Source organism: Vibrio sp. RC586 (genome assembly GCF_000176715.1).
Lineage (GTDB): Bacteria > Pseudomonadota > Gammaproteobacteria > Enterobacterales > Vibrionaceae > Vibrio.
On sequence record NZ_ADBD01000010.1, the window covers coordinates 407,883 to 433,570 of the forward strand.

Genomic DNA, 25,688 nt, shown 5'->3' on the forward strand with positions numbered 1-25,688 from the left:
TTAATTCGAGCACAATTTTGTTATTAACAAATTCGTTTTTTGTTAAACAACGCATCTTTTTCCACTCTCTCCTTACATTAAAAAAAATGGTTCATTCTTTGGTTTAGTCATCACTAAATCATATGCAAAGGCAAGATTTAACAAGCAGCCACGCTGATAATTTGGCAAAATCAGCATTATCAGGAATCAGACTCTATCATTCAAACGAACAAAAGATGTATCACAAATGTTACGCAGAGTGTTAAATGTCAATAGAAATGCGGCATAAAATTATGGCAGTGAACATATCAGCCTGGCTACAACAACCATAAAATGCTCGTTCGCGCTTTTGTGAGCGAGACAACGAACATGAAATGAAAATAATGGCACAATCTTCGTATGTGTTTTGATTGCATAAGGTTGAGCTCATGACGGCTTATCAAAGAATGGAAACCGACGTGGTCATCATTGGCGGTGGCGCAACAGGAACCGGAATCTTGCGCGATTGTGCATTGCGCGGATTACGCTGCATTCTGGTTGAAAAAGATGACATTGCCGCAGGCACCACAGGTCGCAATCATGGTTTGCTGCACTCAGGCGCTCGTTACGCGGTCACTGACTCTGAATCGGCACGCGAATGTATCCAAGAAAACAAGATCCTGAAATCCATTGCACGCCACTGCGTTGAAGCAACCGATGGTTTGTTTATCACCCTGCCAGAAGATGATTTAGGTTTTCAGGAGTCGTTTATTCACGCCTGTAGTGATGCGGGAATTGAAACGCAGCGCTTAACACCTAAAGAAGCCTTGTTACTTGAGCCGAATGTCAACCCTGCTTTGATTGGCGCGGTGAAAGTGCCTGATGGTACGCTCGACCCATTCCGCCTGTGTGCGGCCAATGTGCTGGATGCCAAAGAGCATGGCGCGCGAATGTTTAACCGCACTATAGTGACCCAGTTGATCCGTGAGGGAGATACCGTGCTCGGCGTGCGTTGCCAGCATTTAGGCAGTGGCGCTAAGTTTGATATTTTCGCCCAACAAGTGATTAACGCAGCAGGCATTTGGGGGCAAAACATCTGCGAATACGCGGATCTCAACATCAAGATGTTCCCCGCCAAAGGCTCGCTGCTGATCTTGGATTACCGCATTAATAATCTGGTGATCAACCGCTGCCGTAAGCCATCCGATGCGGACATTTTGGTTCCCGGCGATACCATTTCGCTGATTGGCACCACTTCCGAGCACATTGATTATGACCAGATCGATAATCTGCATGTCAGTGAACGTGAAGTGGATATTTTGCTCGCCGAGGGCGCCAAACTCGCCCCAATAATGGCCAACACTCGCGTATTACGCGCTTATGCAGGCGTTCGTCCACTGGTCGCGGTGGACGATGATGGCAGTGGCCGTAATATCAGTCGTGGCATTGTTTTGCTGGATCACGAGCAGCGTGACGGCTTGAAAGGCTTCACCACCATTACCGGTGGCAAACTGATGACTTATCGTTTAATGGCCGAGTGGGCCACCGATCTGGTCGCCAAGAAACTTGGCAATACTCAAAGCTGCCAAACGCATCTGCGCCCTTTGCCGGGCTCTCAGCAAGCGCCAAAAGCCCTCAAAAAAACCGCCAGTATCGCCAAACCAGTTTATGAATCCGCCATTTATCGCCACGGTGAGCGTGCCGCGAGCTTTTTAGCCGACGATGCGAAAAGCCAAGCGGTGATCTGCGAGTGCGAAATGGTCACCGCCGGTGAAATCGAATACGCCATCAAGCAGTTGGATGTGAATAATTTGGTCGACCTACGACGCCGTACTCGTTTGGGTATGGGGCCTTGTCAGGGCGAGCTGTGCAGCTATCGCGCAGCCAGTCTGTTTAGTGAATACGGACAAGTTTCTGGTTGCCAATCGAGCCATTTATTGGTCGATTTTCTGGAAGAGCGTTGGAAAGGCATCAAACCGATTTTCTGGGGCGATGCGCTACGCGAAGCAGAATTTAGCTACTGGATTTACGAAGGCTTGCTCGGTGCAAGTGATTTACCTTCCTTCGACTCAGCCACGGAGAAACAACAATGATGCATTATGATGTGGCCGTCATCGGTGGCGGAATTGCCGGATACAGCGCCGCCCTGCGCGCACTGCAAGCCGGAAAAAAAGTGGTGTTAATCAACCAAGGGCAAAGTGCGCTGCATTTTTCTTCCGGCTCGATTGATGTGCTTGGCCGTTTGCCGGATGGCAGCTTAGTCAATCAGCCGTTTGACGCACTTTCAGCTTTACAACAGCAAGCACCAGAGCACCCTTACAGCAAAGTCGGACGCAAAAACAGCGAGAAAGGATTAATGTGGTTCAAACGCACTTTAGACAGTGCGCATGTGCCTTTGCATCATGAACCTGATGGCGCCAACCACTGGCGTATTACCCCACTTGGTACCCTAAAAAATACTTGGCTGTCACAGCCTTTTGTTTACCCTTATCGCGGCCGCGGCAATGCCAATTTTTCACGCATCGTGATTGTTGCGATTGACGCCTATCGCGATTTTCAACCTGCGATGTTGCGCGATAACCTCGCTCAGCGCCCAGAATTAGCACATATCCCTATGCTTTCGGTTAGTGTATCGATCCCCGGTTTCGAGGGATTCAGACGCAACCCGAATGAGCTGCGCTCGATTGATATTGCCCGCTTGCTGCGCCAAGAATCGGCGTGGAATGCATTGTGCGACCAACTGATGCGCGTTGCGCGTCCCGATGATCTGGTGATCATGCCTGCCATCATGGGCAACGGTGATGGTTTGCATTTGATGAGCAAACTCCAGCAGGTAACACAATTGCGTTTTCATGAAGTGCCGACCATGCCCCCGTCACTGCTCGGGATCCGCATTGAAGAAGCGCTGCATCGTAGTTTCATCCAAGGTGGCGGCGTGCAACTCAAGGGTGACAAAGTGATTGGTGGCGATTTTGCAGGCTCTCGCCTCACCGCCATTCATACTCAAAATCTGCGCGATTTCCCAATCAGTGCCGAGCACTATGTGATGGCGACTGGCAGTTACTTCAGCCAAGGATTACAAGCCTCACAACATGCAATTCAAGAGCCAATCTTTGCGCTGGACGTCCAGCAAAACCCTGACCGCGCCCAGTGGCGACATGCCCAATTTATCGCGGCGCAATCACACCCATTCATGACTTTCGGCGTCACTACCGATGCCAATTTGCATCCGTCACGCCAAGGCAAAACCATTGACAATCTTTGGTGTTGCGGCGCGATGCTCAGTGGGTACGACCCCGTGTTTGAAGGCTGTGGCGGAGGCGTAGCGATTGCAACCGCTTATCATGCCGTAGAACAGATCCTTGCGACTTATGCGCAAACCAAACACCCGGAGGTGCTGTTATGAACCATGCCTTTATTCACTCTGCACCGCAAAATACCACCTTTGATCAATGCATCAAATGCACGGTGTGTACCGTGTATTGCCCTGTTGCCAAAGCCAACCCGAACTATCCTGGCCCCAAACAGTGTGGCCCAGATGGTGAGCGTTTACGGATTAAAAGTGCCGAATACTATGATGACGCGCTCAAGCTGTGTACTAACTGCAAACGCTGTGAAACCGCCTGCCCTTCAGGCGTCAAAATTGGCGATATGATCGCCGTGGCGCGTGGCAAATACGGCAAAAAGCCGCTTAACCCTAAACTGGTGCGCGATTTTGTACTCAGCCACACCGACTTATTTGGCTCGATCGCCACGCCGTTTGCGCCACTCGTCAACGCCGCAACCTCGTTGCCATTGGTGAAAAAGCTGATGCACAAAACCATTGGCGTGCATGACCATAAAACCTTACCCAAATATTCGCACGGTACGTTCCGCCGCTGGTTTAAACAAAACTGCACCAGCCAGCCGCTCTACCAAAGACAAGTGGCTTATTTCCATGGTTGCTACGTGAACTACAACCACCCGCAACTGGGCAAAGACTTTGTGCGAGTGATGAACGCGATGAACATAGGCGTGCGTTTGCTTGATAGCGAAAAATGTTGCGGTGTCCCCCTGATCGCCAACGGTTTTCACAACAAAGCGCGTAAAAACGCGCTGCACAACGTCAAACACCTTACGTCCATGGTCAATGATTACCATGCGCCGGTGCTTTCCACCTCTTCCACCTGCTCGTTTACCTTGCAGCAAGAATACCCGCATGTGCTAGGGGTAGATAACAGCCAAGTGGTGGATCAAATCCATTACGTCACGCGTTTTCTGCTCAAAGAGTTTATGAGCGGTAACGCACCGAAGATGAAACCTGTACACAAAAAAGTGGTGTATCACACACCTTGCCATTTAGAGCGCAGCGGTAATGTGATGTTTACGATTGAGCTGCTGAAAATGATCCCCGGCTTAGAGCTGGTGGTGCTCGACAGTGAGTGCTGTGGCCTAGCCGGTACCTATGGTTTTAAAGAAGAGAACTACGAGGTATCGAAGAAAATTGGTTCACATCTGTTTGATGCGATTCAAACCTCTGATGCCGATTATGCGGTGACCGACTGCGAAACCTGTAAGTGGCAAATCGAAGAAAACGCGCACTTGGAAACCATTCATCCGGTGAGTTTACTGGCGATGGCGCTAGCGGAGTAATTGTTATCTCGAACAGAGATATCTCTGATTTATCAATAGTGGGTTCTGCCACGATTCTGACTATGGCAGAACCCCCACAAATTAGCTGTTTTCCGCTTCAACAATACAGAATGTTTTAGGTTCGCCCAAAGAAGGGATTGACTCCACTAAGCTTTTTTCATTAGGTCCGAAATGAATAAGCGTAGGACGCATATGAGCAATCCCACCATACGTATCTTGCGTAATCTCAAGCACATAAGTTTGATTATGTCCCAAATGGTAATCTGCATAATCAACGGTAAGAGGCAAAGACACAACTCGATAGCTTTCATGAAAAGCTAACGGGAACTTGGATTTCAGTCTAGGGTCATTCATATCAGCAAAACCAAACGTCTCTCTAACGAAAGTATACAGTCTTGGTTGCTCTGCCTCATTATCGAATGCATCCATAAGGTCATAGAGGTCTTTGAACGTTCCTGGACGGGAACCTGGATATTTCAGACTGCATATTTCATTCAACTGAGTCGTTAACGGGGCTGATATTTTTACTTCTTTCCATCGTTCTGACGTAAATACATCATCGGCAGCAAAAGTAAAAAATGGTGTGGTCATTAAAAGAGTGGATAACATTAAGCGTTTCATACCTGTCCTATTTATCGTTATTTAATAAATGAATTTTATGCATATCATTCGCGGGAATGATACCAATGAGAACCTATATCATTAAGATTTATATTGCAACACTCACAACAAGCGCTTTCTGTGGTTTTCGCTATTTAATTTGCACTCGACTGTTTTTTTGGAAGGCTGCGCACGATAAAAAAATCCCCTCAATCACTTGAGGGGATTTTTAAGTATTCAGCATAACTCCGTCTTAGAATTCTACTTCAACGGTCATCCCTTCTATCCAACGGTTTTCTTCCAATTCCTCATCAAAGGTCAAGGTCACTTCCATGTAAGCAGGCTTTCCTTCAAATGGTTTCGCAAGCTGAATGGGTAATTTACTCACAATTTCCACAGCTTCAGAGACTGTTGCAGAAAAGGTTTTTCCATCGGGAAATATCACCTTCGCATGCGTACCAAACTGGGAGACATCTAAATATTTAGGGTTCAAGTAAGCCGTGACTTGTGGTGTGATATTCTTTGCTATCACGACCAACGGATCGCCTTTTTCAACCTGTTGCCCTTCTACCACAGGCAAAGCCACCACTCGACCATCAAAAGGGCTATGAATGTTCAAACGTTCTAATTGGCTCTGTTTCACCACCAACTCTTTCATCAAACCACGTTTGGCTTGGCTGATTGGCCCAGCTAATAGCCGTTCTTGATAACTCGTTTGTGCATCATTCAACGCAATATTGCGACTGTTAAGTTCATTTTGTGCACCATAGGCCAGATTAATTATTGCTGCATAATCCACATCCGAGACCTGTCCTTTCGCTTTATACATTTCATAACGCTTACGAATTTGTTGGATTTGATCTGAATTTCTCTGCGCATTCTCAATCGCAAGGGTGTGGTAGTGGATGTTCTCTTCTTGATTCACATTCAATTGCGCAATTTCCTGACGCATGAAATCCAATTCATTCGCAAGTGTGCTATTCGTTACTTCGAATAAGGCTTGTTGCTCAGTGACCGATTGTCCAACAACCAAATTCAAAGGCCCAATCACGCCATCCTCAGTTGCTTTGATCGCGACAGGCTTTGAAGTGACAATCGCAGGTGCAATCACCAACACTTTATCTCGATAAAGGTAATACCCCATAGCAAGCAATGGACTAATCACCAAGGCTAAAATCAAGTACCAACGTAATCGGTATCCGCCTCGTTTGGCTTGACCATACATCACTTTCATACCGCGCTCTGACTGCGGCTGATGCTGTTTATCCAGATGAAATTTCACTTTCATAATTAAAAACGTTTTCCTCTTTTTAGCACCCACCAAGGAGCCATGCTGGACTCCTCATGGCTGCGGCGCACAACCTCATTCACCATCGAAAATGCAGTGATTAAGCGCATAAAAAATTGATAGATCGGATAGAGTGGTAGCCAAACCACCATGCGAAAATCGGCCTTAGATCGCTCGGACACCAAACCGATATAAACGACAAAAAATAAGGTGACGATAAATAAATAGATGCCATAGAGCAGTAGCATCATTGAACTCACAAACACCCAGGGATAACTAAACAGCAGAAATAGGGTGAAGATGATCACCATCAACGGCAGCAATACATTCTGCAAAATCCCATAGGTAAGAGTGAAAATAAAATTGCCCCATCCAAGTAGTTTTGGCGTTAACCCTTGCCTGTGCTTACGTAGGAATAGAAACAGCAAATCCCCATCCCAGCGTAAACGCTGCATGATTAAACCTTTTAAGGTATCCGGCACATCAGTATGCCCTACAGCGTGAGGAGCAAACGCAAGTCGTGTGTTTTTATAGCGCCGTTTGTACTGTTTCAACCGCATCGTCAGATCTAAGTCTTCCGCGGTATGCGTATCCCACCCCCCAACTTGCTGCAAAATTGGCTTCCTAAATGCCCCAAAAGCACCGGAGATATTGTTCAATACTCCCCATTTTGCCATGCCGGTTTTACCGGCTTGCATCGAAAGCATATATTCCAATGCTTGCATTCGGGTAAGCAAGTTGGTGTTCCAGTTTCGTACCCGTAACGCGCCCCCACTGGCAATGACATTGGGATCCGTAAACTGCTGCATCATGCGCATGGCCATATCGTTATCGAAGGAAGTATCACCATCCACGTTGATCACAAACTCCCCTTTCGCTTCAGAAAGTCCAGCGTTCAACGTAGAGACTCGTCCCCCTCGCTGCCATTTTGGGATCACACGAACCTCTCGATTCGATTTCCCTTGATGCTTACGCATCCCTTTCATCGCAGCCTGATAGGTATCCGCGTTCTGCTTCGCCCCATCCACTACAGCCAGAATTTCAATCTGCCCCGGATAAAGCTGCTCCGCCAATGTGTCTATCGTGATCTCGATAGCATCCCCCTCTCCATAGCAAGTGATCATAAAGCTAATGGAGGGGTAATGCGATAATCCTTGTGGCTGTGGATAATAGGCCCAGCGAAAAATCCCCGTTAAAACCAAAAGGTAGAGTGGCAGCTCGATGGCAATCATCATGGGGAAAAGCAGTAACAACAACTCCTGATTGCGAACCAGCGACAACACCAATTGGTTCAGTACGTAGAAACTATCCGGCCACATAGATATCGCTAACCTGCTGCTGAATCCACACGCTGCCTTCTTCTATTAAACTCGGATCCGGCAACATCCATGCAAACACATCCAATGTAAATTGATCGCTTTCCACTAAGCGGCTCATCTCTTCAATTTTGTTTTTGAGTACATCCAGATGTTCCAAGCTCGCTTTAGGCATCAACACTAAAATCAGGTCATGGTGGTACTGACAACACACATCGGTTTCCCGGAATAAACCATTAAGGCGTTCGGTTAATTGTTCTGTCAGAGAGAAGGTTTTCGCTTCACCAAATGCTTTGAGGTATTCCTCAAACGTTGGAATATGGAGTGCCAGAATGAGATGCTGCTCATCGTGGCGTTGAGCCAATTTATTCAGCCATACTAAAAGGCTCATAAAGTACGATTTATCTACTTTTCCATTGAGCGATAATTCAGGAGCCACTAACTGGCGACCAAATCGCAGCACTTCTTCACCTTGCTCACCAAGTGAATAAGTTAGCACTTTGCGAATAACGAGCTGTTCAACTTGGCTAGCCGTTCCACAAGAAAGGCAATTGACCCCTGTCTCCGCCTCTACAAATGCGTGGTGACACTGGTTACATTCATGTGTTTCCAACGGGCGATCGTAGTCCACCCCAATGTGCCGCAATTGGGTTAAACATTTAGGGCACTGCAAGCGCCCACCACGGGTAAAATGACGCTGTTCGCCCACATGGCCACAAGTAAAGCAGTGTAGGGAGACTTTCTCACGGATATCGATATGCCGACAGGATGGGCAGACCTCAACATAATTCAGATGGCCACTATGGCAACTCGGACACAAACGAATACGATCCACGAGCTGTTCTGCACGCAATAAACCGCGATTCGCTTCGGCGATCAAAAAACGGGTCGGAGAATCCAATTCAGGCAGAATGGCTTCTAACAGAGGGTAACGATAGAGGTTGGGATCTCGGCTATCACGCAGAGGCATAAGTCGTCGATTGGGCGCTAATCCTAACCAACCGAGTAAAGGGTCACACTCCTCAGGTTCATGGAAAAGCGCTAAACGGCGCTGTAATTCATTCCATTCTGTCAGTGATTTTTCCCCTTCCCACACCCCATCACTCAGCAAACCGCTGAGTTCACTCTCTTCTTCAACTTTGATCATCCATGACCAATATCGGCGAGTGTGATGCAATGCTTGGAGCCATTTATCTTGCTCCGAAGAACGCGCCACGATCAACAACCCTCCATAGGTCTTTGGCAGCAACTCCATATGCTCTACTACTTGGTAGGACAACTCTTTGCCGAGCAATAAGGCTTCTTTTCCAAGACACACGATTTTATTTTGTAATTGCAAGGTTATTCCTCGTCTCTCTTCATCAATTAGGTAAAACTAATAGGTGATGTCACAAGCTGACCTTGCAATCATAGTTCAGAATTTAATCGTGCATTTTTGAAACAAGTCTCAAAAAATAGACAAAAACACCAAAAGAACAAAAAACAACCACCGTGAGTTGACGCATTGTAAAAAAGCAAAAGGGAGGCAAATGCCTCCCTTAATTAACATTGACAACAAGCATGTCACTCTGTTTGTTGGTGTCTCTGACAGTGTTCAATCGCTGTACTCAGTAGCTGTAACGCGCTTTGCTCACAAGAAGGCAATTGCGCATCGCTTTTACCCAGAGGCGTTACCCGCTCACCCCAGCGAATATGACCCGCTCCCCAAGTTAAACCCGCGCCAAAAGCGGCGACCAACAGATCATCATGAGGTTTGATTTTGCCTTGCTCTAACGCTTCGCACAGGGCAATCGGCACCGTGGCCGCGGAGGTATTACCGTAGCGATGAATATTGACAAAGGCTTTGTCTTGCGCGATGCCCGCCAAATCACACAGGGTTTGAATAATGCGGATATTGGCTTGATGCGGGATCACCACATCAATTTCTTCGGTCGATAAGCCGCTACGCGCCAACACTTGCTGCGCCGCAGCACCCATGCCACGCACCGCACGTTTAAAGATCTCTTTACCCACGAAATCAAACGCCCAGTAACCATTGTCTGCATCAAAACGATCCATCGCGGTTCCAAACTTAGGTACCGCTAAAATATCTCGCCCTTGGGCATCACAACCAATTTGCGCATCTTGCAAGCCCACTTTCTGTTCGGTCTTGCTCAATACCACGGCACCTGCGCCATCTCCAAACAGCACGGCGGTGTCACGCTGCGTCCAGTCCAGATAGAAAGTGAGTCGCTCAGCACCAATCACCAAAGCATGGCGATAATGGCTCGCTTGCATCAAGCGTGTCGCGGTTTCTAAGCCATAGAGAAAACCGGTACAGGCCGCGTTGAGATCAAAGGCGGCGGCAGAAGGAATGCCTAAATTCTGCTGCACTTTTGAAGCAATATTGGGAATTAACGAATCTGGTGAACAGGTTGCCACAATAATCAGGTCTATCTCTTCAACGCTTACGCCCGCACACGCAATAGCATGCTGAGCGGCGACGGTGGCGAGATCGGAAGTATTCACATGGCTGATCCGACGCTGTTCAATCCCAGTACGTGATTGAATCCACTCATCGGAAGTATCAATAAAGGTGCTCAAATCGTGATTGGAGAGCGTCGCAGGTGGCAGACATTTACCCCACCCGGTAATTTCGGCATAACATTGAGTCATAAAAATTCCGTCTATGCTGCTTATTGTAATTTGGCGGAGCGCCCCAAGATATTGAGCAACGCCTGTGGCCATTGTCGGCAATGGGCAGAAGTATACGCCGATTTTCGAACCATGGTTAACCATTGAGCTTAAACTGGTAACGAAAGCGCAAAATAAAGAGAGGAAGTCATGTCAACATTCAATACCCGCTGCCCATCCTGCCACAGCCTTAACCGTGTGCCAGGAGAGCGCATTACCGAAAGCCCAAATTGTGGAAAATGCCAAAGTGCATTACTTGATGGCGCACCAATTGAAGGTACCGAAGCCAATTTTTCCGCGCTGCTGCAAAGTGACAAACCTGTCGTCGTCGATTTTTGGGCACCGTGGTGTAACCCTTGTGTCGGCTTCGCACCAATTTTTAGTGATGTTGCTGCCGAGCGTAAAGGCCAGATCCGCTGCGTGAAAATTGATACCGAAGCGCAGCAAAATCTTGCTGCACATTTTCAAATTCGCAGTATTCCAACCATTATGGTGTTCAAAAACGGCCAACGTATCGACATGATCAATGGCGCGCTGCCAAAATTTCAATTTGACCAATGGTTAAACCAAGCGCTGACTAAATGATCGCATCTTGCAATCCACAATTAAGTTGGTATTTTCGATAAAATTATGCCAACTTAACTAGCACTTTCCCCGCCTTTATCCTCAACAAGCAAAGTTTATCGTCAAGAACGTTTTTTTTCGTTTTACTCTGCGCACTATTCGTCCCATATTCGCGCCAACTGTTCCTTCTGCTGTTCCCGAGGCCTGCTGTGGAAATCCATTCTTCTGCACCAAACCGCATTGCGGTGCCTGTTATTGCGCTAACTCTGTATGCGATTGCCGCTGGCTACTTAATGAGCCTAGTGCCCTTAATGCTACCGCATTACCAACTCGAATCTGATTTGGCCAGTTGGCTGGCAAGCGTGTTTTATGCCGGATTATTAGCGGGCGCGCTGGTTGCAGAGCCTTTCGTCAATCGTTTAGGCCACCGTAGAGCCTTTGTATGGTGCTTGAGCTTACTGCAACTGTCGATTGTGGTTATGCCGCTATTGCCCTACGCCAGTGTTTGGCTTTTGGCGCGCTTGGTCGCAGGTATCGCCGTGGCTGGCATTTTTGTGGTAGTGGAATCTTGGTTACTGCATGGCGATGCACAAGGTCGCGCTAAGCGTCTTGGCATTTACATGGTGTCACTCTATGGCGGTACCGCACTCGGACAAATGGCGATTGGCCAGCTGGGTGTGGCAGGAGCTGTGCCTTTTATTGCGATCACCACACTACTTCTGATTGCTTCCATGGTGCTGATGTACGTTGATTCGGATCAGCCTTCCACGCAGCAAGCCAGCTCACTTTCGTTGCGTCAGATTTTCAAGCTCAGTAAAGCGGCGATGATCGGCTGCCTAGTTTCAGATCTGACTTTAGGGGCGATTTACGGTTTGATGCCGGTGGAACTTGCCAACCGTGGAATTAACCATACCGATCTGGGTAACTTAATGGCGCTGGTGATTTTGGGCGGAATGGCGGTTCAACCTCTGGTGCCTTGGCTGTCTAAATTTTTAGGTCGCACTCTGCAGATGGCGCTGTTCTGCTTACTTGGCACGGCAGCTATCGCGCTGACCGTGTTCGATGATTCGCTGCTCGTACTGGGCGTTAGCCTATTTATTTTAGGCATGGCGACCTTCGCCCTCTACCCAATCGCGATTAATTTAGGCTGCGATAAATTAGATACGAGCTACATTGTTTCCGCAACCCAAGTGATGCTACTCAGCTACAGCGTAGGCTCGGTGGTAGGTCCGGTATTGGCCGATTGGTTTATGCAAGATCGCCACGGCTTGATGGCTTACTTGTTTGCCATCCTACTCGCGACTTGTTTGTATATGCTGATCAAAAGCGTCAAAACCAAACGCCAATGGGTGGCGGGTGAGTAACGTTTTTAAGGGCGAGTTTCTATCACTCAGCGTGATGGGTAGAAACTTGCCCTTTCCAACTCAAGCTTAATCTAAACTTCATATTTGCCCCATACAGTCATCATAAACCGAATAATTGATGTCACTGTGAAACCACTCAAACGCTACCAATACGAACGCTACGCCGTTTTGTGCAACCTCGCTTATCCGCGTATTTTTAAGCAGACTCGTTACGGGTTTGATCCTAACGGACAGCGTGTAATCACCAATCAGTTTGGCAAAATCATGATCCGAGTGTTGTGGAGCCGCACCAGTGATGAAGTGGTCGTTGTCATTAAAGGCTCACACAGCCTCACTGATTGGCTACTCAACTTTGCGCTTTGGACACGCAGCTGCCGCCATTTAGGGCTGCAATACCGCATTCATGCTGGCTTTTATCATTTACTGCATCAAGAGAGCCAACCGAGCCGCAACCAAGATACGCTTGGCATGACGGTGATTGAAAAACTGGAACAGACCCTACTGCCGCTGATTGAACAAGGCAAACGTATTGCGATCACCGGGCACTCTTCCGGAGGCGCGATTGGCTGCGTGTTTGCGGACTATTTTGAGCGAAAATATCCGCGTACTATCAAACGAGTCGTGACTTTTGGTCAACCTGCGATCGGGGATTGGCGCTTTCCGAAATACTATGGGCTGGCTCATAAAACCTATCGCATCTGCTGCGATCTGGACATCGTAACCTTCATGCCGCCGGTGCCATTTCTGTACTGGCATGCAGGAAAATTACTCTGGCTGTATAACGGCAGAATTTACGAAAACACACCGACATGGGAGCGTTTAGGGCGTTCGATCATCAGTTGGTTAATTCGACCGTTTTCTTATCACTTGATGAGTAAATACATCCGCAATAAAGATTTTTTTGATGAGAGATAGCTCATACAGAGCTATCTCCAAAGGTTTGGATTTGCAGATTGGCGGCAAGTGAATGACAAATTTGTCTTGAACAAATATACACAACCGCCGGCTGGCCTTCGTTGAGAGCCAATACCAATTAATGCTTCACCACGTGTTTTTCCATCACCATATCCGAAATACCAGTCACGACTTTATGGCTAGCATGCTCCGCTTTTTCTACCGCGGTGAGCAGAGACTTCAGCACCTGATCATTGTGCAACCAGTCTTGATGTACCCAAGAAAGCGCTTCTTGCATGTAGTGATGCACATCGTGGTGATGAGGCTCAGTTTGACGATACGCAGACAGATGACTGTATGAATTAAGCCCCTGCCCTTCGTAGTACCACTTACCAAATCGGCAATTTTGATGATTTATACTAACAGCCTCAGCTTCTGGACCATGGCCGTTATTTTCTAAACCTATATATCCATTTTGCATATAAATCACATGATCCAATTTAATCAACGAAGCAAAAGAAATATCTTTCGCTTCACTGACGAGTGAAATCGATTGCTGTGAAGAATTCACAACTTGTTCAAAATTGACATAGAAATTATTTACCGCTTCGCTGGTCGATTGAGTATATTTTTCAGCCTCTAACGTTTGGCGAACCATTTCAGATATTTGAGTGGTTAACGAAGAAATTACGCCACTGATCTCAGCAGTTGATGTCCGAGTTCTGTCGGCTAACAAACGAACCTCATCCGCAACAACGGCGAATCCACGGCCAAGATCCCCTGCGCGAGCTGCTTCTATCGCCGCATTCAAAGCAAGTAAATTAGTCTGCTCAGCAATCCCTGTAATCATGCTGACCGTTTCAGAGATTCGCACACTGTCTTTACCTAGCTGCTGAGCACGTTCACCCATTTGCTTCATATGCACATTCATGCTCTCAAGCTCAGAGCTTAATCCTTTAACCAGAGTTCGACTCTGCGCTGCGCCATCACGACTCTCCGTAGCAATAGTGATCACGTTATCCATCTTATCTGATAGGCTTACCATCTCTTGTTGATTGTTTTTTAATTTCATCAACAAGTTTGATGTGTTCGCTTTATGTAATTCACTACGCAACTTATCCTGACGAGAAAAAACATAGGCATCATGCATCGATTGAACCGCTTTATTAATGTTTTTCATCGTATTGGCAAATTCTCCCGGTAATCCTTCAGTTAACCCGTTACGATGAAATTTATGAATTGCAGCTTTCTCAAAAGTATTCGAAAGCTCTTTAAAATTGGTTTCTACGATGTCAAGCAACTCGTTGAGAGCCCATGCGACATGCCCAACTTCCCCTAAACCACGAGTGTTGGTAATACGCACATGTATATTGCCTTTTGTGGCTTCGGCTAACGTCTCTCTTATTTGATCCAAAACGTTTAAAGGACGCTGATAGTCATAGAGAACATAAAGTGCAAAAAATACAGTGACAACTGGAATCACAATATCCATTACATGAACTCCATAAATGAGCATATTTATCAGAGACAATGCAATGGTAATAATGACAAAGATTGTGCACGTGAGAATAAATTTCTGTTTTAAGAATAAATACTTCCTACTCACCTTACTCGTGCGCATATCGCCTCCTAGCTTTGAAATTGTTTATACAATCCTAATGCGAACTCTTCATAAGACTGGTTGTGCTCTTTTTCTATACTTTCTATTAACCATTTCCAAGAAGCTTCAGGTGCACTTTTTCTATCGAAATGACGTTCATTTTCAAGCATCTTTTCATAGAGTTTTATTACTAAAGAGATCGCCTCTTTGGACGGTGTTCGTCGCACAGAGTAATACCCAACCACTTTACCGTTGGTGATATCTGGCGTGATATTGGCAAACACCCAGTAATAGTCTTTATCCGCAGTGTAATTTTTAACAAAGCCGAAAAACTCCTCGCCCGCTTTCAACGTGCTCCATAAACCATAAAATACCCCCCTCGGCATAGAAGGATGTCGGATAATATTGTGATTTTGATTAAGGAGATGAAGCTCAGAATAGTTTGAAACCTTCATAAAGGTTCGATTGGCGTAAGTGATTTTTCCTTGTAGATCCGTCTTGCTAATGATCAATTCATCACGCGAAAAGGTCACTTCTTTTTCTTGGGGGGATGACATGGGAAGCCTCAACATTGAACAAGTTACTAAATAACTATATGTGCTAAGTAGCAGCTAGCAAGTTTGAGCAGGCTCATTTGAATTAAATCTTTGAGAGCGGTTAAAAAATTTTAAGCGGTACAAAAAATGAAGTTATGCAAATGAAGCTAAATGGAAGAGATTGACAGAAAAGATAAATCAAACAGAAGAAAAGTCATAAAAATGGAGGCGCGTCCCGGAGTCGAACCGAGGTTCACGGATTTGCAATCCGCTGCATGGCCACTCTGCCAACGCGCCTAAGTGATGTGTCTTGAGGATGATGGTGCCCCGGGCCGGACTTGAACCGGCACGACTCGAAAGTCGAGGGATTTTAAATCCCTTGTGTCTACCGATTTCACCACCAGGGCAACGCATACTGCGATGGAAGACACCATCTGTTCTAACGAGCTTTGCCGTGAGAACGAGGCGTACTTTAACGGATTAAGATTTCTGGTCAATAAAAAATTTCAGCAATTTAATCAAGTGATTAAAAAGCACACCATAGCGTACAAATGGCGTGCACAACGCACAAAAACCATTCAACACTAAAAATCAATACGCCTCAAACGCTAACGATTTTTTCTCGATTTGGCGGAAGATCAGGGTCAGAATGCCATTCACCGTAAGGTAAAATGCCCCCGCTACTCCAAAGACCGTCAGCGTATCGTAGGTTTGGGCGTTGATACGCTGCGCGTAGCCCATCAAATCCATAATGGTAATGGTGCTGGCCAGCGAAGTGCCTTTAAACACCAAAATCACTTCGTTCGAATAGGTGGGCACTGCACGGCGCAAGGCATAAGGCAGCAACACCCGTAGCGTAGCAATTTTATTCATGCCTAACGCGCGGCACGCTTGCCACTGTCCGCTAGGAATCGCGTTAAATGCCCCTTTAAACAATTGCGTACTGTACGCCGCCGTGTTGAGCGCCAAAGCCAACATAGCGCAAAACCAAGGTTGGCTCAGCCATACCCAAAGTACGCTTTCGCGGATCCATTCAAACTGCCCTGGGCCGTAATACACCAAGAAAATTTGCACCAGCAGCGGAGTGCCGGTAAACAAGGTGATCACCGCACGGCTAAACCAATGCACGATGGGGGTACGCATCACCAAGCTTACGGTCATCAAGAGCGACAATATGCAGCCCACCAGCAGCGAAGCTGCCGTCAGTTGCAAACTGGTGCCTAAGCCTTCAAGCAGTTGCCATAGGTGTTGCTCTTTCATGCGCTGGCTCCTTGGCTGTGGCTCATGCCTGCTATCGAGAACTTGTTATCAATCACTTTGACGGCGCGCTGTGTGATCAATGTGATCACCAGATACACCGCGGCTGCCGTTGCATACCAAGTAAAGGCTTCATGGGTTGCGGCCGAAGTAAGCTGCGCTTGCTTGAGCAGATCCGTCACCCCAATCAAAGAAACTAGCGCCGTATCTTTAAGTAGCACCAACCATTGGTTCATTAAGCCGGGAAGTGCATGGCGTACCGCTTGCGGCAGCACAATACGAATAAATGCGTGGCTAGGCGGAATTCCTAACGCGCTGGCCGCTTCACGCTGCCCTCTGCCCACGGCTTTGAGTGCACCACGCAACGTCTGCGAAGCGTACGAAGCAAAAATCAGCGAGAGCGCAATCACGCCAGAAATAAACGGGCTAATCTCAATGAATTCACCAGTGATTAAAAATAGCACTTGGGTCGAGCCAAAGTAGATAAACAGCACCACCAAAAGCTCAGGCAAACCGCGGATCACCGTGACCAACAAAGTCGTTGGCCATTTGATCAGCTTGAGTTTTGCCATTTCCCCACCGGCAAACACAAGTGCCAATAGTAAACCAACCAACAAGCTGGCCAACGCAATTTGCAGCGTCATCCAACTTGCTTGTACCAGTGATAAAGAGTAGCCCGTTAACACCATCTTAGTTTCCGAAATACTTATTGAAGATAGCGGCGTATTCACCATTCTCTTTGACCGCTTCCAAAGCAGCGTTCAATTGATCTAGCAGCGCTTGGTTATCTTTATTTACCGCAATACCAAAGCCATTGCCGAAATACTGAGCATTCGTTACGCGCTCCCCCACGTAAGCCAGATTACCTTCACCTTTAAACCACTCGGCCACCACGGCAGTATCACCAAACACAGAATCTATACGGCCATTTTTCATATCAATGAACGCATCTTGGTAGCTTGAGTATGGCACCGCGACCACGTCCGGCAGTTGCTCAAGTAGGAAACTTTGGTGAGTCGAGCCATTTTGCACACCAACACGTTTGCCTTTTAGCGCTGCTTGATCCGCCACTTTGCCCGCCAGAGAAACGAATGCAGCTGAGTTGTCGTAGTACGGGTTGGAGAAATTCACCTGCTCTAAACGCGCTTCGGTGATGTCCATTGCCGAAATTGCCGCGTCATAACGTTTGAATTTCAGTGCAGGGATCAAGCTATCAAACGCTTGGTTGTGAAAACTACATGTTGCTTCGAGCTGTTTACACAACGCATTGGCTAAATCCACATCGAAGCCTTGGATTTGGTTATTTTCATCCATGTATTCAAACGGGGCATAAGTGGCTTCCATCACAAACTTGATCTCTTGCTGCGCAGCTGCGCTAGCCGATACCAAACCGATTAAAGACGCTAATAGGATCTTTTTCATTGCAATACTCCATGTGTTCTGCGAAATCTGGCCGCATCAATGACCAGAATCTGTGGACTAATATCAGTAACTTAATGTTTCAAATAATCGGCAAACTGTTGAGTCTGCGGATGAATAAAAGATTCGTGGGTGCCGTGTTCAACAATGCGCCCTTTTTCGAGGTAAAGTACATGGCTAGCGATTTTCTTGGCGAAGTCGACTTCATGAGTCACCACCACTTGCGTGATCCCAGTGCCACTTAACTTTTTGATAATTTTCACGACTTGATTGGTAATTTCTGGGTCAAGCGCGGCAGTCGGCTCATCAAACAGCAAAACTTCCGGCTTCATCATCAGTGCGCGCGCAATCGCCACGCGCTGCTGCTGCCCACCAGAAAGTTGCAACGGCCAAGCATCCGCTTTATCCGCCAGTTGTAAGGTGGTGAGGATCTCCATCGCCTGCTGTTTGGCTTGTGCCTTAACAACACCGGACACTTTCACCGGCGCTTCCATCAAATTTTCTAGCACCGTCATGTGTGGCCACAGATGGTATTGCTGGAACACCATACCTACTTTACGGCGTAGCGCTAAGCCTTGCTGCTCAGAAGGTGCTTGAGAAAAATTAAAATCTTGATGGGCGATATGCAGCTGGCCGTTATCGGCACTCTCTAATAGATTAAGCACACGCAACAAAGAACTTTTGCCTGCACCGCTAGGGCCAAGCAGCACTAAAGTTTCACCTTTAGCGCATTCAAAATGGATGTCGTGCAGCACCTTTGTAGGGCCATAAGACTTATTAATTCCGTTAACTCGAATACTCATGCTGACATACTGCATTAATTATCATCTGGCATTGATACTACTACGAACGTGTTTTTATGCAATAAAAATGTATAAAAAAACAACCTCAGAATAGCAAGAACGACTGGTTAAACCACAAGTAAGTGTATAAAACGTGATGAAGAAACTGGCAAAACTTGGAAAGGATAAAACGGGATTATTGAAGGAGCAGACGCAATGGCAAACAGCAGATGTAAAAAAACCAGCGCTTGGCTGGCTTAGTCTCTGACTTCAGAAAAGTATGGAGGCGCGTCCCGGAGTCGAACCGAGGTTCACGGATTTGCAATCCGCTGCATGGCCACTCTGCCAACGCGCCTCTGAAGTCATGCAAGGTGGTCTCCCTTGCTGCTTTCGCTGCGTACTTTACGGATTGTGCGAGCTGAGTCAAACAAAAAAACGAAATCATGGTTTGTTTGCTGAGAATTACAACGATTTGTTTAACTAACAGGCGTAACGCAATAAAACCATGGCTGACATTTACTGGCTGGAGGGCCAGGGACCACGACCGATTACCATTTCTTCATTAAACGTCCAACGAGGCTGGGATGGTAGCTCCAGCAGTGATCAAACATACTCATCAGCTGTGGGTTACCATATTTCGAAAGACTAATTGCGTGAAAACGGTTTTTGCGCGCTTTAAGGGCAGCGACTTTTGCCAGCAGTTCATCACTTTGCTTTGGCGCGATAAAGTCCGACATTACCACCAAATCACCGTTGCGATATTTATCACCATTCATTAATTCAATGGATTTCAGGATCACTGGTTCAAAATCAGTGCCACCGTGGAAAGTGTAGCTGAGAAAATCGCTCGCTTCACGTAAACCATCTTGACGTGTTAATTCATAAGTAATGAATTCGGAAGAGAACAGCATCACATAGCAGTCTCGATCTTCTGCTAGCGCAATCTGCATCAACGCATAAGCCATCGCTTTAGCACATTGCTCTGGGAAACCACTCATTGAGCCGGAAGCATCCACACAAAGCACAAATGGGCCTTTTTCAATATCGATCTGCTTATTATCAGGGCGATGTGACCGCACTTTACGTAGTGTGCGTGATTTACCTTGCATCCGGTAATTCATTAAGCGCTTATCGACCAAGTGCTTATAGAACACCACTTCAAGCTCAGGGTAAGCTAAAAACATCGTTTCGTTGGGCAATAGTTTATTCAAATCGTCACTTTCGTGGATGCCAACAATGTCATCGGTGGCTTCATCTGAACGCTCTTCAACCATTTGTAACTCTTCGGCGGGTGCGCGATTGAGGTCAGGATCATCCACCTGCCCTGCCATGCGACCAAGCTGTTCAGCGATCTCCTGCATTCCTTTATGCTTTTTAAGGAACTCCGCATAACGCTTCATCACCGTGAGATCATTGCGGCTGAGTTTGGCTGCGGCCATATCCCATAGCCGACCAACAATCGCTTCATCTCCCGCTTCGGTCACCTTATCCATGTTACGCATGGTTTCCATACGCTGGTAAAGATCCGCCAACATACGTTCTTTGTTCGCGGTAAGTTCCAGTAATTGAGCTTGGCGAATCGCATCCGATAACGACTTATACCATTGGTCACAAAAGAAATGAGGGAACATGGGATTATGATGCAGCTTCTCCTTTTCGAGCAACCGACGCGCTTCTAAGTAGAATGCGGAATCCCATTCCAGCTTCTTCACTAATTCAGGAACTTGCTCAAAGAAGGTCACTTCATCCCAGTGGATCACTTCTTGATAAAGCGCCAATTCACGTTTGAAACGCTCGGTTTCGCACACTTTGGTCATGCGACGCCGAACATTACTGCGCCATTTGAGTAGATGGTTTTTTACCGAGGTGCCCACACCTCGGTTTTCCGCCATCATCATTACTTGCGAGCGCGCGACTAAATCATTGACCGCAGTGTCAATTAACCCTGACTCCGCAATGCTTAACACCAGATTGAACGCATCCGCACCTAGCATAGTAACCCTTAGGCAAAAAATTGATTGAGATTGCGAATACGCATTACATTGCGCTCACATTCTACTTGAGTCGCTTCCAACTGCTGTTGTAACGAATGTAATGTGGCTTCCATCGCCGTGGGTAGTTCTGGATCGATAAAACTATGTGGGAGCGCATCATGAAATTTGAGGCGCACTTTACGCAAATGATGTTCAGCGTGAGTCAATTGCGCGATGGCTTGATTCGCTTTCGCCAACCAATTTTGATAAAGCGTTTCCTCTAAACCTTGTTTGGTAACCATGGCCACCAATACCGAACGGTTAGCGATGTCTTTGATCACCAGATTGTTGCTGGCATCAAGGTCAAATCGTAGGCGGCAGAGGTTAGTGTTTTGGTTCACATAGCCATAGGCTTCACCATGACCATCTTTAATCACGCGCTCTAATTCACTTTTCTGTACGTAAATCCAACGGCTATCGCCTTTCTCGCCTTCAGATACCGACATATTGCTTTGCAGCAACACCAGTTTGATCAGATCGGGGGTCATGCCCACCTTGTAGATTTTGGCATCCGACAAATCGTATTGGTGGTGAACCTGTTTTTTGATCAGGCCATTAGAGGTTTCCAGTGACAACACCATAGCAAATTCAGATTCCAACTCCTCCTGAATTTGGGCAAGCTCAAGGCGGCACACGTCAAGCTGCTGTTCAACTTCGGCCTGATCAAATGCATAACGTAAAGCGAACTCGCGGATCACCTCATGCACCACTTCGTGTGACTCAGGCGTATTCCATAAACAGTTTTGTAATAACAGAAGATCCAACGGATTAATTTCATCACGCCCGTTAAAAAATGCACTGGCTTTCAAAAGTTTTGCGGCTTTTTTCCAACGTCGATCAGAAACATACATTTCCAGATCCGAGCTAGAACTGTCTTTCGACCGTTCTTCAACCATGTTTTTCAACTGGTACAGCTTTTCAAAGACATCATCAGTGAGTTCAAGCTTGTCGAGCTGTTTCTGCCACTGGTGATACTCTTCATCGGTAATTGCCAACCCAGCAGGGATCTGTGCCTCTTGCGCGGTACCGACCGTCAACATGGATTTAAAGTTTTGCTTGTTCTGAATTCGGTTAACGAAGATACGCACCAACATCCGGTCATAAAGTGCTTCAAGTCCACTGTCTTCATCCGGCAATTCATTAGAAGCGGAAACAAGCAAACGCATAGGAACACGTTCAATATCGCTCCCATTTTTGAAGGTTTTCTCGTTAACAACGGTCAATAAGGTGTTGAGTATCGCAGGGCCCGCTTTCCAGATTTCATCCAAAAAAACGACTTGTGCGGTAGGCAAATAACCTTGGGTTAGGCGCACATAGCGACCATTGTCTTTCAATTCTTGAATGCTGAGCGGCCCAAACACCTCTTCGGGGGTCGAAAAGCGCGTCATCAGATACTCAAAATAACTGCTATTGTCGAAAGCTTGAATCAAACGCTTGGCGATAAGGCTTTTGGCAATTCCCGGAGGCCCGAGCAAAAACACACTTTCTCCGGCTAACGCGGTCAGCAAACAGAGTTTGATGGTATTTTCTCGCTCATACACGCCATCAGAGAGCGCTTTGGCCAGCTTATTGATTCGCTCTGAAAGCAGCGCTTTTTTCGCGTGAGAGCCAGTGGTCGGTTGCAGCATCTCTATTTTCCTTAGACAAGAAACCCGATGAAAAGATGGGTTAAATTGATTGAACAAGCCATCACTTTATACATTTGTTGTTCAATTGTTACAAAGTGTATTTATTGTTTTGCGCACCCTTATAGCAGATCTCAATTCTTTGAAACAACAGGTAATCATTGATTGCACATTTCGTGGCTCAACTTCTCACCAATCCGCCAAATACAACTCAAAAAGCAGATTTTCTACTTGGGAATGCCACCTAACGTGAGTTAAGGTACTTATTCATAGCTACCCTATTCGTTTTACAAGACACATCCCATGAGCAAAATCATCCACCAATGGAAAAGCATCGCTTTAGTCGAGGAAGAGGTTTTGCTTCCTAATGGTCATTCGGTGACTCACACCACCATAGCCCATCCCGGCGCCGCCGTGATTCTACCGATCACGGAACAGGGAGAAATTGTGGTGATTCGCCAGTTTCGCCCTTCTCTCAAAAAATGGTTGATTGAGCTACCGGCAGGAACCATTGAACACACCGAACTTCCATTAACCTGTGCGCAACGAGAACTGGAAGAAGAAACTGGATTTAGTGCTCAACAGTTTATCGACCTCGGTCAAGTAACACCCCTCGCGGGATTCTGCGATGAGATTCAGTATCTCTTTGTTGCCAAAACGCTAAGTAAAACTGCCCGCTATTCTTGCGATGAGGACGAAGTGATTGAAGTCCTACTTCTTACCCCACAAGAATTGGAGCGAAAAATTATTGCGGACGAGATTACTGACTCAAAAACCATTGCTTGTTTAAGTAAAGCCAAACTTTGCGGATATTTGTAGGAGAAAAGATGGACTTTCGTTCGGATACAGTAACCCAACCTACTGAAGCTATGCGTTTCGCCATGTCGCAAGCCCTTGTAGGCGACGATGTGTATGGTGATGACCCAACGGTAAATGAGCTAGAACAGTGGGCAGCCATACGCCACGGGTTTGAAGCTGCGCTGTTTACCACCTCTGGTACTCAAGCCAACTTGTTAGGCTTGCTTGCTCACTGTGAGCGAGGAGATGAATACCTGTGTGGCCAACAAGCGCATAACTATCGCTACGAAGCCGGTGGTGCCGCAGTATTAGGTTCGATCCAACCTCAACCGATCGACAACGAGCCAGATGGCACCCTCGATTTGGCGAAGCTGCAAGCCGCTATAAAACCGAATGACGCACATTTTGCCCGCACCAAATTGCTCAGTTTAGAAAACACCATTAATGGCAAAGTGCTTCCGCTCAGCTATTTAGCGAAGGCGCGTGAATTCGTTAATCAACATGGGCTGCAACTGCACCTTGATGGCGCTCGCGTATACAACGCAGCTGTTGCACTGGATGTGGATGTCAAAGAGATCGCACAATACTTTGATTCAATGACGGTATGCCTATCCAAAGGTTTGGCCGCGCCTGTCGGTTCATTGTTACTCGGCTCCCACGATTTTATCGCCAAAGCCAGACGCTGGCGCAAAATGGTGGGTGGTGGCATGCGCCAAGCAGGTATTTTGGCCGCCGCAGGGAAATTGGCGCTGACCGAGCAAGTCGCTCAGCTCAAAACTGATCACGATAATGCTCACTATCTTGCCGAAGCTCTCAATGCTCTGCCGGGGTTCTCCGTCAACACTGAGTGGGTACAAACCAATATTGTGTTTGCCAAACTGGAAGCCTCCGTTGATATCGCGGCCATTGCGGCGACACTGCGCCAAGACGACATTATCATCACTCCGGGAAATCCCTTACGTTTGGTGACGCATAAAGACATCTCTCGTCATGACATCGAAACGCTACTCGCGAAGCTGAAAGCTATCTTGGTTTAAAGCACCACTGGCCAACGAGCACGATTCGATCGCAAAGTGATCTAATCTCATCAAACATCATCTTGAGCTTCCCCTTAGGGGAAGCTTTACACTCCGCACTAATTAATCCGCCCTCTCGTTTGGAGCTTAACGATGCGCCTTATTTTCCCTTTGCTTTGCTTATCCATCATTTCAACTCCGCTGCTTGCCAGTGGCGATCCTGTGCTTGGCCAACAAAAAGCGCCAAGTTGCGTTTTTTGTCACGGCAGCAATGGCAAGGCAACCCAACCTAGTTACCCCAATCTAAACAATCAAAATGAGCTATACCTCTATAACGCCATGAAAGCCTACCAAAATGGGGAAAAAACAGGCCCTATGGCGGAAATGATGAAAGCCCAACTACAACGCCTCAATGATCAAGATTTGCGCGATGTTGCCGCATTTTATGCTTCACAGCCTTAAAGCAAACCGCGGTTATGCATCTTTTTATGCTCTACGCGATGAAAAAGATTCGAAAATCTGGTAAAAGATGGGCGAGTTCCAAGCAAGCCAACATTAAGCAATGACAGAAAAAAGACAAGGGCGTCGCAGTGCGCAAGATGCCCAAAAAACCCGCTACCTTATTTTAACGATCGCCGCTGAGCTATTTTGTGAGCTCGGGTATTCGCGTGTTTCACTACGTAACATCAGTGAGAAAGCGGGAGTGTCCCACAGTTTGATTCGCCATCACTTCGGCAGTAAAGAAAAAATTTGGCATAGCATCAGTGATGGGCTACACGCCTATACCGTGCACTACATGCAGAAAATATTGGCCGAAATTCCTGCCAATACTCCCGTGAATATTAAACTCTACCAGTTCATCATGCGTTTATTAGCGCATGGTTTGGTTGTTAAACAGCCAATCCAACTGATCGCCGATGCGGTTCGTCAAGAGGATAAATTGTTTGATTACTTTCTCGATACCGCAGGTGAAATCCAAGTTTTGATTGAGTCGCTTGCTACTGACTACAATCAACAATTTCCCCAAAGTCCGATTAAGGTTTGGGAAATCAAATGGCAAATGATCATGTATACGCACAGTGCTGCGAGTTTGACGCCTTTTTTACGGGAAACTTGGTGCGATGAAACCCAAGAGATCAATGAATGCTTGCTTCGACATTGGCAGCTGTTTAACCAATTGATGGTAGTGAAATTTAACATTGAAGACCCCTTCATCATGCGACCTCAATCCGTGCGGGAGTTGGTATACCAGATCTGCCATGATTGGCGTGATTTCCAAACCGATACCGACCTTATCCCTTTACAAAATAAGGCGCTTTAAGCGCCTTATTTA

The 25,688-nt window shown here is 46.8% G+C and carries 23 protein-coding genes and 3 tRNA genes; 10 read left to right on the forward strand and 16 right to left on the reverse strand.

Annotation, left to right across the window (positions count from 1 at the left end):
- Positions 1-407 precede the first annotated feature (407 nt).
- The 3 genes from glpA to glpC are packed head-to-tail and all read left to right on the forward strand — an operon-like array spanning position 408 to position 4,590.
- On the forward strand, positions 408-2,051 hold the full coding sequence (gene glpA / locus VOA_RS06180) for an anaerobic glycerol-3-phosphate dehydrogenase subunit A (protein WP_000128102.1): 1,644 nt from the start codon (positions 408-410) through the stop codon (positions 2,049-2,051).
- Positions 2,048-3,364: a glycerol-3-phosphate dehydrogenase subunit GlpB gene (gene glpB / locus VOA_RS06175; protein WP_000972305.1), complete on the forward strand. Its 1,317-nt coding sequence runs from the start codon at positions 2,048-2,050 to the stop codon at positions 3,362-3,364. The genes glpA and glpB overlap by 4 nt, the downstream gene beginning before the upstream one ends.
- On the forward strand, positions 3,361-4,590 hold the full coding sequence (gene glpC, locus VOA_RS06170) for an anaerobic glycerol-3-phosphate dehydrogenase subunit GlpC (protein ID WP_001014997.1): 1,230 nt from the start codon (positions 3,361-3,363) through the stop codon (positions 4,588-4,590). Before glpB ends, glpC begins: the two co-directional genes overlap by 4 nt.
- An 81-nt stretch (positions 4,591-4,671) precedes the next feature.
- On the opposite strand, the gene VOA_RS0118430 is transcribed toward glpC, so the two are convergent.
- The 5 genes from VOA_RS0118430 to VOA_RS06150 form a co-directional block, all read right to left on the reverse strand.
- Positions 4,672-5,211, reverse strand: a complete 540-nt coding sequence (locus VOA_RS0118430) for a hypothetical protein (RefSeq protein ID WP_032468320.1) — start codon at positions 5,209-5,211, stop codon at positions 4,672-4,674.
- Positions 5,212-5,443: 232 nt separating this feature from the next.
- On the reverse strand, positions 5,444-6,478 hold the full coding sequence (locus tag VOA_RS06165) for an HlyD family secretion protein (RefSeq protein WP_000865025.1): 1,035 nt from the start codon (positions 6,476-6,478) through the stop codon (positions 5,444-5,446).
- A 2-nt stretch (positions 6,479-6,480) separates the two neighbouring features.
- On the reverse strand, positions 6,481-7,797 hold the full coding sequence (locus VOA_RS06160; protein WP_000267566.1) for a glycosyltransferase family 2 protein: 1,317 nt from the start codon (positions 7,795-7,797) through the stop codon (positions 6,481-6,483).
- Positions 7,784-9,133: a diguanylate cyclase domain-containing protein gene (locus VOA_RS06155; RefSeq protein WP_001176905.1), complete on the reverse strand. Its 1,350-nt coding sequence runs from the start codon at positions 9,131-9,133 to the stop codon at positions 7,784-7,786. The genes VOA_RS06160 and VOA_RS06155 overlap by 14 nt, the downstream gene beginning before the upstream one ends.
- Positions 9,134-9,357: 224 nt before the next feature.
- Positions 9,358-10,449: a ketoacyl-ACP synthase III gene (locus tag VOA_RS06150; RefSeq protein WP_000189723.1), complete on the reverse strand. Its 1,092-nt coding sequence runs from the start codon at positions 10,447-10,449 to the stop codon at positions 9,358-9,360.
- Between the two features lie 168 nt (positions 10,450-10,617).
- On the opposite strand from VOA_RS06150, the gene trxC reads away from it, so the two are divergent.
- The 3 genes from trxC to VOA_RS06135 all read left to right on the forward strand — a co-directional run bounded on the left by trxC (position 10,618) and on the right by VOA_RS06135 (position 13,310).
- On the forward strand, positions 10,618-11,052 hold the full coding sequence (gene trxC, locus VOA_RS06145) for a thioredoxin TrxC (RefSeq protein WP_000102973.1): 435 nt from the start codon (positions 10,618-10,620) through the stop codon (positions 11,050-11,052).
- A gap of 188 nt (positions 11,053-11,240) precedes the next feature.
- Positions 11,241-12,395: an MFS transporter gene (locus VOA_RS06140; protein WP_000402451.1), complete on the forward strand. Its 1,155-nt coding sequence runs from the start codon at positions 11,241-11,243 to the stop codon at positions 12,393-12,395.
- 126 nt (positions 12,396-12,521) lie between these two features.
- A complete protein-coding gene (locus VOA_RS06135; protein WP_000803305.1) occupies positions 12,522-13,310 on the forward strand; it encodes a lipase family protein in 789 nt (262 codons plus the stop codon).
- Positions 13,311-13,428: 118 nt separating this feature from the next.
- On the opposite strand, the gene VOA_RS20435 is transcribed toward VOA_RS06135, so the two are convergent.
- The 11 genes from VOA_RS20435 to VOA_RS06085 form a co-directional block, all read right to left on the reverse strand.
- Positions 13,429-14,910, reverse strand: a complete 1,482-nt coding sequence (locus tag VOA_RS20435) for a methyl-accepting chemotaxis protein (protein WP_050413494.1) — start codon at positions 14,908-14,910, stop codon at positions 13,429-13,431.
- 8 nt (positions 14,911-14,918) lie between these two features.
- Positions 14,919-15,446: a PAS domain-containing protein gene (locus VOA_RS0118435; RefSeq protein ID WP_000098068.1), complete on the reverse strand. Its 528-nt coding sequence runs from the start codon at positions 15,444-15,446 to the stop codon at positions 14,919-14,921.
- 202 nt (positions 15,447-15,648) lie between these two features.
- Positions 15,649-15,722, reverse strand: a tRNA-Cys gene (locus VOA_RS06125).
- Between the two features lie 23 nt (positions 15,723-15,745).
- A tRNA-Leu gene (locus tag VOA_RS06120) sits at positions 15,746-15,832 on the reverse strand.
- A 184-nt stretch (positions 15,833-16,016) separates the two neighbouring features.
- A complete protein-coding gene (gene artM / locus VOA_RS06115; protein WP_000662922.1) occupies positions 16,017-16,685 on the reverse strand; it encodes an arginine ABC transporter permease ArtM in 669 nt (222 codons plus the stop codon).
- A complete protein-coding gene (artQ, locus tag VOA_RS06110; protein WP_000244574.1) occupies positions 16,682-17,371 on the reverse strand; it encodes an arginine ABC transporter permease ArtQ in 690 nt (229 codons plus the stop codon). Before artQ ends, artM begins: the two co-directional genes overlap by 4 nt.
- 1 nt (position 17,372) lies before the next feature.
- A complete protein-coding gene (locus VOA_RS06105) occupies positions 17,373-18,104 on the reverse strand; it encodes an arginine ABC transporter substrate-binding protein (RefSeq protein WP_000722153.1) in 732 nt (243 codons plus the stop codon).
- A gap of 71 nt (positions 18,105-18,175) precedes the next feature.
- The gene (artP, locus tag VOA_RS06100; protein ID WP_083806592.1) at positions 18,176-18,904 is read right to left on the reverse strand and encodes an arginine ABC transporter ATP-binding protein ArtP; all 729 of its coding nucleotides are present in this window, start codon (positions 18,902-18,904) and stop codon (positions 18,176-18,178) included.
- A 260-nt stretch (positions 18,905-19,164) separates the two neighbouring features.
- Positions 19,165-19,238, reverse strand: a tRNA-Cys gene (locus tag VOA_RS06095).
- Positions 19,239-19,431: 193 nt separating this feature from the next.
- The gene (viaA, locus tag VOA_RS06090; RefSeq protein ID WP_000899940.1) at positions 19,432-20,877 is read right to left on the reverse strand and encodes an ATPase RavA stimulator ViaA; all 1,446 of its coding nucleotides are present in this window, start codon (positions 20,875-20,877) and stop codon (positions 19,432-19,434) included.
- Positions 20,878-20,885: 8 nt separating this feature from the next.
- Complete coding sequence (locus VOA_RS06085) at positions 20,886-22,544, reverse strand: ATPase RavA domain-containing protein (RefSeq protein ID WP_000941299.1); 1,659 nt, start codon at positions 22,542-22,544, stop codon at positions 20,886-20,888.
- A 300-nt stretch (positions 22,545-22,844) separates the two neighbouring features.
- Between VOA_RS06085 and VOA_RS06080 the strand changes: the two genes are divergently transcribed.
- The 4 genes from VOA_RS06080 (at position 22,845) to VOA_RS06065 (ending at position 25,676) form a co-directional block, all read left to right on the forward strand.
- A complete protein-coding gene (locus VOA_RS06080; RefSeq protein WP_000034745.1) occupies positions 22,845-23,360 on the forward strand; it encodes an NUDIX hydrolase in 516 nt (171 codons plus the stop codon).
- Between the two features lie 8 nt (positions 23,361-23,368).
- Positions 23,369-24,376 carry a low-specificity L-threonine aldolase gene (gene ltaE / locus VOA_RS06075; protein ID WP_000347572.1) on the forward strand — a complete coding sequence of 336 codons (1,008 nt, stop codon included), beginning with the start codon at positions 23,369-23,371 and terminating at the stop codon, positions 24,374-24,376.
- A 132-nt stretch (positions 24,377-24,508) separates the two neighbouring features.
- A complete protein-coding gene (locus tag VOA_RS06070; protein ID WP_001236729.1) occupies positions 24,509-24,817 on the forward strand; it encodes a c-type cytochrome in 309 nt (102 codons plus the stop codon).
- A 100-nt stretch (positions 24,818-24,917) separates the two neighbouring features.
- Positions 24,918-25,676: a TetR/AcrR family transcriptional regulator gene (locus VOA_RS06065; protein WP_000136995.1), complete on the forward strand. Its 759-nt coding sequence runs from the start codon at positions 24,918-24,920 to the stop codon at positions 25,674-25,676.
- The last annotated feature ends 12 nt before the right edge of the window (positions 25,677-25,688 follow it).

Excerpts from the sequence above, each read along its gene's own strand:
- glpA (WP_000128102.1), top strand. The coding sequence starts at position 408 with ATGACGGCTTATCAAAGAATGGAAACCGACGTGGTCATCATTGGCGGT.
- glpB (WP_000972305.1), top strand. The coding sequence starts at position 2,048 with ATGATGCATTATGATGTGGCCGTCATCGGTGGCGGAATTGCCGGATAC.
- glpC (WP_001014997.1), top strand. The coding sequence starts at position 3,361 with ATGAACCATGCCTTTATTCACTCTGCACCGCAAAATACCACCTTTGAT.
- VOA_RS0118430 (WP_032468320.1), bottom strand. The coding sequence starts at position 5,211 with ATGAAACGCTTAATGTTATCCACTCTTTTAATGACCACACCATTTTTT.
- VOA_RS06165 (WP_000865025.1), bottom strand. The coding sequence starts at position 6,478 with ATGAAAGTGAAATTTCATCTGGATAAACAGCATCAGCCGCAGTCAGAG.
- VOA_RS06160 (WP_000267566.1), bottom strand. The coding sequence starts at position 7,797 with ATGTGGCCGGATAGTTTCTACGTACTGAACCAATTGGTGTTGTCGCTG.
- VOA_RS06150 (WP_000189723.1), bottom strand. The coding sequence starts at position 10,449 with ATGACTCAATGTTATGCCGAAATTACCGGGTGGGGTAAATGTCTGCCA.
- trxC (WP_000102973.1), top strand. The coding sequence starts at position 10,618 with ATGTCAACATTCAATACCCGCTGCCCATCCTGCCACAGCCTTAACCGT.
- VOA_RS20435 (WP_050413494.1), bottom strand. The coding sequence starts at position 14,910 with ATGCGCACGAGTAAGGTGAGTAGGAAGTATTTATTCTTAAAACAGAAA.
- VOA_RS0118435 (WP_000098068.1), bottom strand. The coding sequence starts at position 15,446 with ATGTCATCCCCCCAAGAAAAAGAAGTGACCTTTTCGCGTGATGAATTG.
- artM (WP_000662922.1), bottom strand. The coding sequence starts at position 16,685 with ATGAAAGAGCAACACCTATGGCAACTGCTTGAAGGCTTAGGCACCAGT.
- artQ (WP_000244574.1), bottom strand. The coding sequence starts at position 17,371 with ATGGTGTTAACGGGCTACTCTTTATCACTGGTACAAGCAAGTTGGATG.
- VOA_RS06105 (WP_000722153.1), bottom strand. The coding sequence starts at position 18,104 with ATGAAAAAGATCCTATTAGCGTCTTTAATCGGTTTGGTATCGGCTAGC.
- artP (WP_083806592.1), bottom strand. The coding sequence starts at position 18,904 with ATGAGTATTCGAGTTAACGGAATTAATAAGTCTTATGGCCCTACAAAG.
- viaA (WP_000899940.1), bottom strand. The coding sequence starts at position 20,877 with ATGCTAGGTGCGGATGCGTTCAATCTGGTGTTAAGCATTGCGGAGTCA.
- VOA_RS06085 (WP_000941299.1), bottom strand. The coding sequence starts at position 22,544 with ATGCTGCAACCGACCACTGGCTCTCACGCGAAAAAAGCGCTGCTTTCA.
- VOA_RS06080 (WP_000034745.1), top strand. The coding sequence starts at position 22,845 with ATGAGCAAAATCATCCACCAATGGAAAAGCATCGCTTTAGTCGAGGAA.
- ltaE (WP_000347572.1), top strand. The coding sequence starts at position 23,369 with ATGGACTTTCGTTCGGATACAGTAACCCAACCTACTGAAGCTATGCGT.
- VOA_RS06070 (WP_001236729.1), top strand. The coding sequence starts at position 24,509 with ATGCGCCTTATTTTCCCTTTGCTTTGCTTATCCATCATTTCAACTCCG.
- VOA_RS06065 (WP_000136995.1), top strand. The coding sequence starts at position 24,918 with ATGACAGAAAAAAGACAAGGGCGTCGCAGTGCGCAAGATGCCCAAAAA.